Annotated in this window: 10 protein-coding genes; 3 read left to right on the top strand and 7 right to left on the bottom strand. The window is 70.9% G+C overall.

Translation table 11 applies throughout. From position 1 onward, the window contains the following. Positions 1-62: 62 nt before the first annotated feature. The 3 genes from WME98_RS26720 (at position 63) to WME98_RS26710 (ending at position 2,463) form a co-directional block, all read left to right on the top strand. Positions 63-941 (top strand): hypothetical protein, encoded by an 879-nt coding sequence (locus WME98_RS26720; RefSeq protein WP_437953868.1) that lies wholly within the window; start codon positions 63-65, stop codon positions 939-941. Positions 942-987: 46 nt separating this feature from the next. Continuing rightward, entirely contained in the window at positions 988-1,593 is a 606-nt protein-coding gene (locus tag WME98_RS26715; protein WP_437953867.1) for a hypothetical protein, read from the top strand. A gap of 264 nt (positions 1,594-1,857) precedes the next feature. Continuing rightward, positions 1,858-2,463 carry a superoxide dismutase family protein gene (locus WME98_RS26710; RefSeq protein WP_437953866.1) on the top strand — a complete coding sequence of 202 codons (606 nt, stop codon included), beginning with the start codon at positions 1,858-1,860 and terminating at the stop codon, positions 2,461-2,463. Between the two features lie 197 nt (positions 2,464-2,660). Here the strand turns inward: WME98_RS26710 and WME98_RS26705 are convergent, their stop codons facing one another. From WME98_RS26705 to WME98_RS26675, 7 genes are all read right to left on the bottom strand, one after another. Further along, positions 2,661-4,199, bottom strand: a complete 1,539-nt coding sequence (locus WME98_RS26705) for a serine/threonine protein kinase (protein WP_437953865.1) — start codon at positions 4,197-4,199, stop codon at positions 2,661-2,663. 644 nt (positions 4,200-4,843) lie between these two features. After that, complete coding sequence (locus WME98_RS26700) at positions 4,844-5,791, bottom strand: alpha/beta fold hydrolase (protein WP_437953864.1); 948 nt, start codon at positions 5,789-5,791, stop codon at positions 4,844-4,846. After that, positions 5,791-6,114, bottom strand: a complete 324-nt coding sequence (locus WME98_RS26695; RefSeq protein WP_437953863.1) for a hypothetical protein — start codon at positions 6,112-6,114, stop codon at positions 5,791-5,793. Before WME98_RS26695 ends, WME98_RS26700 begins: the two co-directional genes overlap by 1 nt. 367 nt (positions 6,115-6,481) lie before the next feature. Next, positions 6,482-8,128, bottom strand: coding sequence for a fumarate hydratase (locus tag WME98_RS26690; protein WP_437953862.1), 1,647 nt, complete (start codon positions 8,126-8,128; stop codon positions 6,482-6,484). Positions 8,129-8,218: 90 nt separating this feature from the next. After that, complete coding sequence (locus tag WME98_RS26685) at positions 8,219-8,989, bottom strand: thioesterase II family protein (RefSeq protein WP_437953861.1); 771 nt, start codon at positions 8,987-8,989, stop codon at positions 8,219-8,221. 42 nt (positions 8,990-9,031) lie between these two features. Continuing rightward, positions 9,032-9,991: a hypothetical protein gene (locus WME98_RS26680; protein ID WP_437953860.1), complete on the bottom strand. Its 960-nt coding sequence runs from the start codon at positions 9,989-9,991 to the stop codon at positions 9,032-9,034. Positions 9,992-10,270: 279 nt separating this feature from the next. Next, positions 10,271-11,479 carry a hypothetical protein gene (locus WME98_RS26675; RefSeq protein WP_437953859.1) on the bottom strand — a complete coding sequence of 403 codons (1,209 nt, stop codon included), beginning with the start codon at positions 11,477-11,479 and terminating at the stop codon, positions 10,271-10,273. Positions 11,480-11,493: the final 14 nt, after the last annotated feature.

Genomic DNA, 11,493 nt, shown 5'->3' with positions numbered 1-11,493 from the left:
CCACGCTTCTGATTTTCTCATCCAATGTGCGCGCCGAGCCCGCAAATTCCGCCAGCGACGCGGTGACCCGCTTGCGCGCGCAGGCGAACGCCGCCCAGGCGGAGGGGCGTTTCGCCGAGTCCCGGGAGATCTGGGAGGCGATCTGGACGATGGAGCGCTCCCAGGTCGCCGCCTGCAATATCGGGGCGCTCGCCTACCGGATCGGCGACGCGCCCGCGGCCGTGCGCTGGCTGTCGCTCTGCAAGGAGATCATGCGGCCGCCGCGCACGCCGGAGGAGCGCGAGCTGTACGAGTCGCGGCTCTTCGACCTGGCGCGCGCGCGCCAGCTCGTCGGCGAGCTCCGCATCGCCATCCCCGCCGGGGCGACCTGCACCATCGACGGCGAGCAGATCACGATCGAGCGCGACAAGCCGATCCCCGTCACCCCGGGGCGCCACGCCGTGGTGGCGACGCTGAACGGCGCCGCCGTCCGGGTCGACGTCGATGTCCGCCGCGGGGAGCTCCGCGACGTCCGGCTCGATGTGCCGGCTGCGGCGCTCCGGCCCACGGCGACGCGGGCCCCTGCGCTCGCGAGCGCGCCGCCCGCCTCCAGGCTGCGGACCGGCCTCATCCTCGGGGGCGCCGCGGCCTCGACGCTCTTCCTGGCGCTCGGCGGCGGGCTGATGATCGTGGCGCACGAGGCGGAGATGAGCCGGAACGAGACCGCGCGCAGCGCCGGCGGCAACAACTGCCTTCGCCTCATCGCGCCGGAGTGCAAGCGGGCCGCCAGGTACGAGGACACCATGTTCACGGCGCGCGAGTTCGGCGCCGCCAGCTTCATCACCGGCGGCGTGCTGGCGGCCGGCACGCTCGGGATTGCGCTCTTCACCGAGTCGTCGCCGAGCCCGCGCGCCGAGGTCACCGCGTCGGCCAGCGGCATCTCGCTCCGCGGCGTGTGGTGAGCCACCCCATCCGCTGAGCCCGCCGGCGCGCTGGACGACGCGGGCGATGCCGTTATCCTCGAGCGCTGGTGGGGCGATGATCCGGCTGGAGCTCGCAGGCGCGCATACGCGGGTGCACGCGACGCTGTGCGGTGCCTGCCCGCAGGGGCCGACCGGCTGCTGCGCCAGCCCGCCGGGGGTCGAGTGGTCGGACATCGGGCGGATCGTGTCGCTCGGCGGCGCAGGCTGGCTGCTCGATCAGATGACCGCGGGCAAGCTGCGCCCCGGCCGCCGCGGCCTGCTCATCCTGCGCGTCGAGCCCCAGGGCGGCGACGGCCACGCGCTGCCGAAGCGGTGCGCGTTCCACGGCCCCGGGGGGTGCACCATCCCGCCCGACCGGCGGGCCGCGACATGCAATTACTACGTCTGCGACGACGCCTTCGCGCACGGGGGCGAGGGTCGCGGCGACCCTGAAGCGCGGGCCGGGCGCAGGGCCCAGGACGCGCTCGTGGACCTCTACGGCCGCTGGGATCTAGAGCTCGCCGCGCTCGTCCTTAAGGGCTGGCCAGACGGCCCTACGTGGAATCAGGATTTTCTCGATTGGCTCGGCCGAGAATACGATCGCCTCGCTGCCGCTGCAGCGTCCGCAACTCGGGCGCTCCGGGCCCGATAGCCCGTCACGCGGTCGAAGCGCTGCAGCCGGCGAGCAGGGCCACATCTTTCTATTATCAGCGCAATTTCTTGGCCAAAGGCGATCATTGCATGATTTTTGTGGCGTAGCTGCTTGGACGTTCGCCATGTTGGGACATACTCGTGCCCTCGATGGCTTGGCCGAATCCGGGGGCAATGGTGTGCCCGCTCGGGTCGCGCCGAGGAAAGGAGACTTATGTCACGGTGGTTGAAGCTTTCGTTGCTTGCCTTTGGTGCCAGCGCTCTCTTGGCCGCGTGTGGAGACGACGGAGAATCGCCCGCTGGGTCCAGCAGCACGTCGAGCGGCGCGAGCACGTCGGCCACGACCGGCTCGGGCGGCGACGGCGGGAACGGCGGCGGCGACGGCGGGAACGGCGGCGGCGACGGCGGGAACGGCGGCGGTGACGGCGGGAGCGGCGGCGACGGCGGGAGCGGCGGCGACGGCGGGAGCGGCGGTGGGTCCCTGCAGGCCGAGGCGGAGCTCGTGGAGCTCAACTCGAGCGGCCTGAGCGGGACTGCGACGTTCGCGCAGTCCGGAGAGGACGTGACGCTCACCATCACGGTGTCCGGCTGCCCCGCCGGCGAGCACTCCGCGCACATCCACGAGAACAAGAGCTGCGAGGACAACGGTAACGCCGCGGGCGCCCACTGGATTCCGAACGGCGAAGGACTCGGCAGCTTCACGTGCGATGACGCTGGCCAGGGCACGCACACGGTCAAGCGCGGCACCGACGTCTGGACCGTCGGCGGCGACCCGGCCACCGACGTGACGAAGTACTCGATCGTCGTCCACGCCGCGGCAGATCCGAACGCCGGCGGCCGCATCGGCTGCGGCCTCATCGAGCTGGAGTAACCCCTCCGCGGAGCTCTTCTGTCCGGGCCCGTCGAGGGGCGCGCCGCTTCCCGGCAGGCGCGCCCTCTCCGGGCCCGGGCCGCTCGCGGCGCCCGTCGGGCGCGCCAGCGTGCGACTCGGCCGCGCCGGGGGCGGCAACCCGGCTACGAGGACCGCCACGACGCCAAGGACGCCAAGCGAGCCGAGGCTCGGAGTCTCTACTTCGGAGGCATCCCCGTGACCTCCTGACGGCGGAGGGTCACGGTGCGCTCGACGACGTCGGACGCGGAGAGCTGCAGGAAGATCGACTCGTCGAACCAGCCGGACCTGGACACCACGACGACCTGCATCCCCCGAGGGAGCTCGATGCTGAGCGGCGTCGTGCCGAGCATGCTGCCGTTCCAGCTCACGTTCGCGTCCGCGGGCTCGCTCCGGATCGTGACCTTGGCCTTCGCCACGTTGGGCTCGACCACCTGCTCGACCGGGGAATCGGGAGGAGGCTGCATCGACACGACAGGATCCACCGGCTCCGCCGGTCTCCCGCGGAGCATCGCGACGACCCCCACGGCCAGCAGCGCCGCCACGCCGAGCGCGGACGCGAGATACCCGCGCTGCCGCCACGACGAGACGCGCCCCACCGTCGCGCCCAGGCTGTCGGGGTCGACGGCCGCAGGCTCGTACTGGTGGTTCGCGGGGCTGCTGTGATCGGTGAGCACGGGCAGCGACGCCGCGGTCGCGGAGGGCCACATGGAGCGGTTCATCCCCATGACCATCGACGCGCGCGGGAACTCGCCGACCATCGAGGTGCGCTGGATGTCGCCCGTGACGTCCAGCGAGGTCAGGTACTCGAACTGCGCGGTGACCTGCTGGCGCACGAGCGCCCTGCTCTCCGCGAACATCTGGAGCACGTGCGCGCCGAGCTGCTCGGTGCGGACGTCCTCGCCCGAGGCCCGCAGGTGGCTCTCCAGCGCGTCGCCCATCTCCTGCGCGGTGGAGAACCGTTGCGCCGGGTCCCGCTGGAGCGCCCGGGCCACGATCTCGTCGAGCGCCGGATCGATGTCCGGAACGACGGCGGAGAGCCGCGGGATATCCCGCGTGAGCAGCTGGTGCATCACGGCGACATGGTCGCCGTCGAAGAGCCGCCGCATCGCCAGGAGCTCCCAGAGCACGATGCCGATCGCGAAGATGTCGGCCCGCCGGTCGACGTCGCCGCTCGCCATCGCCTGCTCGGGCGCGGCGTACGCCATCTTGCCCTTGAACGTCCCACTCTCGGTGTGCGCAGCGTTCAGGGACGCCTTCGCGACGCCGAAATCGACGATCTTTACCGCGCCGTCGTACGTGATGAAGATGTTGTGCGGCGAGACGTCGCGGTGCACGACGCCGAGCAGGCGGCCGTCGAAATCCGTGAGCTCATGCGCGTAGTGCAGCCCGCGCAGCGCCTCGGCGATGATCCTGACCCACACCGCGCGCGAGAAGCTCGCGGCGCCGGGACAGCCGCTGACCACCGCCCTCACGATGTCCTTGAGCGGCTGCCCCTCGAGGTACTCCATCACGATGAAGTACCCGCCGCTCTCGCCCCCGATCTCGTAGGTCTGGACGACGTTCGGGTGGTTGAGCCGGGCCGAGAGCTTGGCCTCGTCCAGGAACATCAGGACGTAGCGCGGGTCCTCCGCCATCCCGACGCGGAGACACTTCACAACAACGAGCTTGTTGAACGACCCGGGCCCGCGGGAAACGGCGAGGAACACATCCGCCATTCCCCCACGGCCTAATTTTGCAACCAGGCGGTATCGACCAAGCAAGCTATTGCCCGCTTGCTTGTTCGTCGAGATGGTTTGGCCGCCTGCATTCACGACATCCCCCGCTATAAGAGCTTAATTACCCCGTTGACCCCGAGTTTGCAAAGACTTTTATGTTTGGAAACACTCCGCGCACCTCCCGGAACACCTCCCGGACGCGTGGCGCGCCGCTCCATCGTTCGCCGCCACACCGTGGCATTCTTGCGCAGCGCTCCATCGCGGCCGCGGGCAAACCCGGTCGAGGCAGCGGATGTCAGGGTCCTAACGAAGTGGATCGAAGGTGAGCGGCTCATGTGTGGTCGTGCACACAATGCGGCTATGTCATCTCGCCCGCCGCTCGGCAACGGCTTCGTTGTACAACAGCAGCATCACGACCCGGAACGCAAGGGGCCTGGTCGCTCCTCGGCCCGATCGGCTGCCGCCGGCCGGGCGCCGGCGAGCCCGGAGAGCGCGTCTCCGTAATCCAGCCTACGTGCTCTCGGTCGATCGCCTGGGACACCGGCAGTCTCGTCGCTCGCCGACGCCCACGCGCTGAGCGAGCGCGCAACATCCGCCCAGCGCGGAGTCGCCTCCGCGCTGTCCCGGTCGTTCGTGGGAGGGTTTTACCAGGGGTCCTGCGCCCAAAACCTGCGCACGACCTCGAGCGTGGCGTCGAGCTGCTCGAAGTGGGGGAGGCCCCGCGTGGGCGCGACGCGGGCGACCTCGACGCGCGCGTTCCGCTGCTGGAGGTCGCCGAGGCGCTCGAAGCGCGAATACGGGTCTTGATCGTGGACGATCAGGGTGGGGACGGGGAGGCGCGCATACAGGCGCTCGAACGCGTCCTCCGTGAACAGGGCGCCCGAGATGAACGCGAGGGGCGCGCGGTGGGCGCCAGGCTCCTTCGACGTGCGGATGGCGTAGTCGACGAGGCCCGGATCCGGGGCGCCGACGAAGCTCTTCTTCAGGAACCAGCGAATGCTCGGCGGCGAGGCCAGCATGCGATAGAGCGCTCCGGCGACCGGATGGACGTGCGCGATCGTGCGGAGGACGGCGCTCGCGCCGGGCGCCTCGCGGCCGAGCCCCGTCGGCGAGACGAGCACGAGGCTGTGCACGAGGCTCATCTCCTCGCAGGCGACGGCGGCGACGAACTCCGACGAGAGGGAGAGCGCGATGACGTCGGCGCCGCCAGGCTCGCGGACCACGTCCGTGAGGAAGCGGCGCACCGCGGCGCGATAGAGCTCGCGATCGTAGGCGCGGTCCGCGCGCTCCGAGAGGCCGAAGCCCGGGAGATCGAGCGCATAGACGGGCCGCTCCCCGCGGAGCGCATCGAACAGGGGGGCCACCTCCTTGGACGAGGCGGCCGCATCGACGCCGTGCAGCAGCACCACGGGGCGCCCCGTTGCGCGCGTGTCCACGTAATAGGCGAGGCGCCCGGCGCTCCACGTGTCGACGTGCCGGATCTCCGCGTCGAGCGCCGCCGCGAGGGGCGCGCGCTCCAGCCGGCGGAGCGCGGTCGGCACGAAGCGGAAACGATCGACGACCCCATCGAGGCTCATCGCGCGCGCTGCCATCACGTCCCCTCCACGGGGGGCATCCCCTCGTCGTCCGCGCGCTCGATATCGGCGATGCTCGCGGTCCTCGGAGCCGGCCGCGCCTCGGCGCCGCCAGCGGCGGCCTGTCGATGCTGGCCAGCCTGGCCAGCATCCCGGCGCCCATCGCGCTCTCCGCGCTCGGCCTGGTCCGAGACCTCCTGCGCGGCGCGCACCAGCCGCTCCAGGCGCTCTTCCTCCAGGTGATGGCGAGCCCCCTCCGGACCACCGTGACGATCCTCGAAGCGGTGGTGCCCGTTCCCGGCATGGCCATGGGACACCGTGCGATCAGGTCGAACTGTCATGCTCAGCTCCTTCCGCACGGGGTCAAAGCACGGACCGTGCCCCTGCGAAGCGCAGATCCAGAGATGATCGCGGGGCCGCGAGCGGGCTGAACAGGGGCAAAGACGCCCCGAGTGTGACCTTTTGCCTCGTTCGATCCCGGCGAAGCGCGGGTCAAGGGCCTTGTCACGAACGGATGGAACAGGGGTTTTTCACGATCGGTCCGGCGGACAAGATCGCCAGTCGAACTCGTTATTTCAGGTCCGCCGGCGCGGAACGTCCGCACGTCCTGGAAGGTCTGGCGCGCGCGGCGTGGGGCGGCCGATCGGCGGCCGCGCCGCGCTGGAGGCCGCGGGGAGCTGCCCGGCCGCGATCCCCGGGCGCCGGAGCTCAGCCCGCGACGTCGAGCTTCCGACCGGCGGGCTTGTTGATGTCGGCGAAGAAATCGTTGCCCTTGTCGTCCACCACGATGAAGGCGGGGAAATCTTCGACCTCGATCTTCCAGACCGCCTCCATGCCGAGCTCGGGGTACTCGAGCACCTCGACCTTCTTGATGCAGTCCTTGGCGAGGCGCGCGGCCGGACCGCCGATCGAGCCGAGGTAGAAGCCGCCGTGCTTCTTGCACGCCGCGGTGACCGCGGGCGAGCGGTTGCCCTTGGCGAGCATGACGTAGCTGCCGCCGTGCGCCTGGAAGAGGTCGACGTACGCGTCCATCCGGCCGGCCGTGGTGGGCCCGAACGAGCCGGAGGCATAGCCCGCCGGCGTCTTCGCGGGCCCCGCGTAGTAGACCATGAACTCCTGCATGTAGCTCGGCATGCCCTCGCCGCGATCGAGGCGCTCCTTGATCTTCGCGTGCGCGATGTCGCGCGCGACGATCATCGGCCCGGTCAGCGAGAGCCGCGTCCGGATCGGGTACTTCGCGAGCTCGGCGCGGATCTCGCGCATGGGGCGGCGGAGGTCGATCTTCACGACCTCGCCCTCGAGATCCGCGTCCGTGGTGTCGGGCAGGTACTTCGCGGGATCGGCCTCGAGCTGCTCGAGGAAGATGCCCTCGCGCGTGATCTTGCCGAGCGCCTGCCGGTCCGCGGAGCACGAGACCGCGATGCCCACCGGGCACGAGGCGCCGTGCCGCGGCAGGCGGATGACCCGCACGTCATGGCAGAAGTACTTGCCCCCGAACTGGGCGCCGATCCCGGTCCGCTGCGCGATCTCGAGGACCTTCTGCTCGAGATCGCGGTCGCGGAAGCCGCGGCCGCGCGCGTTGCCCTCGGCCGGGAGCGTGTCGAGGTAGCGCGCCGAGGCGAGCTTCGCGACCTTGAGCGTGTGCTCGGCCGAGGTGCCGCCGACGACGATGGCGAGGTGGTACGGCGGGCACGCCGCCGTGCCGAGCGCGCGGATCTTGGCCTCGACGAAGGAGAGCAGGCTCTCGGGGTTCAGGAGCGCCTTGGTCTCCTGGTAGAGATAGCTCTTGTTCGCGGAGCCGCCGCCCTTCGCCATGAACAGGAATTTGTAGGCGTCGCCGTCCGTCGCGAAGATCTCGATCTGCGCAGGGAGGTTGTCGTTCGTGTTGACCTCCTTGTACATGTCGAGCGGCGCGAGCTGCGAGTAGCGGAGGTTCTGCGCGCGGTAGGTCTCGAAGACGCCGCGCGCGATGGCCGCCTCGTCGCCGCCGCCCGTGAAGACGAGCTGGCCCTTCTTGCCCATGACGATCGCCGTGCCGGTGTCCTGGCACGACGGGAGCACGCCCCCCGCGGCGATGCTCGCGTTCTTGAGGAGCTCGAGCGCGACGAAGCGATCGTTCGACGAGGCCTCGGGATCGCCGAGGATGCGCGCGAGCTGCGCGAGGTGGCCGGGCCGGAGGAGGTGGGCGATGTCGCGCATGGCCTCGCGCGCGAGCAGGGTGAGCCCCTCCGGCTCGACCTTGAGGAAGGTCGAGCCGGCGGCCTCGAAGGTGGAGACATGGTCGCGGCTGACGAGGCGGTACGGCGTCTCGTCATGGCCGATGGGCAGCATGTCCTGGTACTGGAATTCGGTCATCGTTCGGGTCTCCGGGGGCGGGAGGCTGCGGGTCCCCCTTCTTTGCATGGCTCCGGCCCCGGGCTCAACACCCACCCAGCGCCGGCCGCCTCACGCGGGCAGCGAGCGCTCCACGCCGTCGAGGAGGGCCGAGATCGACCGCAGGAGCGGCGCCCGGGCGCTCCGCAGGAAGAAGTGCCCGCCGGGGAACATCTCGACCCGGAAGGCCCCGCTCGTGTGCTCGCGCCAGGCTTCCAGGTCGGCGCGGCGCGCGCGCTCGTCGTCGAGGCCGCCGAAGGCGGAGATCGGGCAGTCGAGCGGGCGCTCGGGGACGAACGGCTCGACCTCGTTGACCGCCACGTCCGCGCGGAGGGTGGGCAGGAAGAGCGCCAGGAGCTCCGGCTCGCGCAGCACCTCGTCGGGCGTGCCGCCCATGCGGCGGATCTGCTCCAGAAACGCGGGATCGGACAGGCCGTGGAGCGGCGCCGGGCCGGGCAGGTGGGGCGCGCGCCGGCCCGACAGGAAGAGGTGGCGCGGCAGGGGAGCGCCCCTCCGGCGCAGCTCGCGCGCGAGCTGGAAGCTCACCAGCGCGCCGAGGCTGTGGCCGTAGAAGGCGAACGGCTTCTCGAGCCAGCGCTCCATCCCGGTGGCGAGGGCCTGGACGAGCGGGGTGAGGCGATCGAAGGGCGGCTCGCTCAGGCGCGCTTCCCGGCCGGGGAGCTTGATCGCGCAGAGCTCGGTGTGCGCGGGGAGCTCGCGCCACCAGGCGCTGTATATCGATGAGCCGCCGCCCGCGTAGGGAAAGCAGAAGAGGCGAAGCCGGGCGCCGGGGTTCGGCCGCGGGCAGCCGACCCACGTGTCGGGGATTGAGCTCGTGGTCATCGTGCGGCGCTCAGCGTAGCTCGCCGCCGCCGCGCCCGCCCCCTACCATTTGCTGCCGAGGGCGACGCGGATGGTGGCGACCTTCCCCTGGTTCAGGCCGAAGCCGAGATCGTCGTCCAGCGCGACCAGCGCGCCGACCCGGGTGAAGGAGCCCTTCACGAGCGGCTCCCAGTCGATGAACGGCTCCGCCGCCAGCTGGGCGGAGTTGCTCGAGGAGAGGGGGAACGCGGCCTGGAGGCGCATGCCGATGCCGAAGTTGCCGAACGGGCGAAACGCGATCTCGTTGCCCTGCTCGATGACGGTCTTCGTGAAATCCCCTTCACGGGTCGGCAGGAAGAACTGAGTCGCGACGTCGTGGGTGAGGAACAGGATCTTCCCGAAGTGGATCTCGGTCCCCACGCGCGCCCGGAGGGCCCAGTGTCCGAGCAGCACGCGCTGCGCGTCGAAGTAGGCCCGCGCGGGGAAATTCGCCACCGCCGCGACCTCGAGGCGCGAGCCCGGGTGCGGATGGAGCGGGATCGTCAGGCTCATGCCGCCGAACAGCGCGAGGTTCGGCAGCGCGTTGCCAGCGTAATGCAGGCCGAACGTGGGGTTGCCGAAGAAGAAATGGCTGTGCTCGCCTTCGCTCCAGAATCGCTTGCCGAACAGGTCCGTGTCCTGGCGGCCCGAGACGTCGCCGTAGACGAACGGTATCTCCGCGTCGAGGTGGAGCCCCGCGACGATCTTGTACTGCGCGGTGGCGGTGATGGCGATGCCGAGCCGATCGGACTCCTCGAGCCTGACCTCGTCCGGGCCCGGGAGCACGTCGACGACCTGCTCCTGGTACGATGAGCTGAGGACGTCGACCTCGAACCCGAACCGGCCTCCCTGGCTCTTCGCCCAACGCTCCTTCGTCTTGTCCGTGACGGGCTGCCGCGACGCCGGCGGCTCCTGCGCCAGCGCGGGGGTGGCCAGGGAGAGCATGAGGAACAGGGTGCCAAGAGAGGCTTTGGTCGTGCTCACCTGGTGTCTCCCATCTCGTTCTCGACGCGCGGGCGCTGCGGGCGATGAACCACCTTGTCGCACTGTGCCGCCGCATCGCACGGGCGAGGCCCCATGACCGCGGCGCTCGCTCGGATCAATGCAGCCCGAGCGCCCTGGATGCAAGCTTTTTGACCGCCGCGACCCTGCGACGCCCTGCGTCGCGCGGCCCCGCCGGAGCGCGCACGACGCGGCACCGGCGGGGCGCCGCGCGTCGCCGTCAGCGCGGCGTCGCGCGGCCGCCGGCGCGGGGCGCCCGGATCACTGCGGCTCGCAGTAGCCGAAGTTGCACTTCGGCGCGTCGGACGGGCAGTCCGCGTCGCTGTCGCAAGGCGCGCAGTCGGCGCCGCCGCCGGCGACGGCGTCGAAGTAACACCAGCACGAGCGCGTCGGCATGAACGACGCGAGCGGCCCCATCTCCTCGGTGCGCCGCACCCGCATGGCGCACTCGGGGACGACGTCGTGCTGCGCCTCGAGCTTGATGAGATCGAGCCCCGCGGGCGGCTGCTTCCTGCCGGTGAGATAGTCGATCACCAGCGCCGCGCCGTCGCTCAACGGAGCTCCGGTGTTGATGCTCACGTGGGTGAGGAAGTGGAGAGGCCCCCAGATCGCGTAATGGCCGTCTCTGACGTTGCGCTTGTCGCGCTTCAGAGGATCGGAGTCGGGGTAATAGCCGCAGCGCTGGTCGTAGTGCTGGTAAGCGAGCACCTTGAGCAGCGAGGCGCTCTCGCTCGCCACGTTGGCGCCGAGGACGCCGATCGTGCGCTCCGCGTCCGTCGAGAACGCGACGCTGCTCCTCATGTCGTCGCTCGACGCCGTGGGCGCCCCCAGCCAGCGCGACGCCGGGACGCGGATCGCCGCCGCCATCATCTGCTGCGTGCCGGAGCCGGCGTTGCGCTGGAAGATGAACCGCTCGTCGACCCAGGGCGCGACGCCGGAGCCCTGGCCGAACCCGTACACGAAGTACGCGGCCTCGGCGCTGATCGACGCCTGCGTCGACGCGTTGGGGACGACGAAGGTCATCGGCTGGATGGGGCCGGTGAAGTCGCTGATCGTGCTCGAGGTCGTGAAGGCGGCGTCGCAGGTCGTCGCGAACACGTCGGAGACCGCGACGTCGATCGGGCTCCCGTCCGGATCGGCGTCGCAGCGGAGCTCGGTGTCGGCGTCCCAGGTGCTCAGGCCGGCGCCCGAGAGCGGCGCGCCCTCGAAGAAGGCGGCGACCCCGGAGCACGAGCCCTGCCCCTGGTAGACGATCGAGATGGGGGGCGTCGACGCGCTGAGCACCTTCGCGAGCTCGGCGAGGAACGGCTTCACCGCGCTCGATCCGGTGACGTAGACCGGGAAGGGCAGCGAGGAGCACGGCACGGCCTCCTGCGCCGCCGACGGCGGCGCGACGGCCAAGGCGGCGCCGAGCAGCGCCGCGGCAGGGAGGAGGATCGGGCAGGTCCGGAACATCCCGTCGCGCATCATGGTCGCACCGCGTC

Origin of the sequence: Sorangium sp. So ce296 (genome assembly GCF_051529605.1) — a bacterium.
GTDB lineage: Bacteria > Myxococcota_A > Polyangia > Polyangiales > Polyangiaceae > Sorangium > Sorangium cellulosum_D.
Note: the sequence above shows the minus strand (reverse complement) of the source record. Positions and strands in the feature narration are given on the sequence as shown.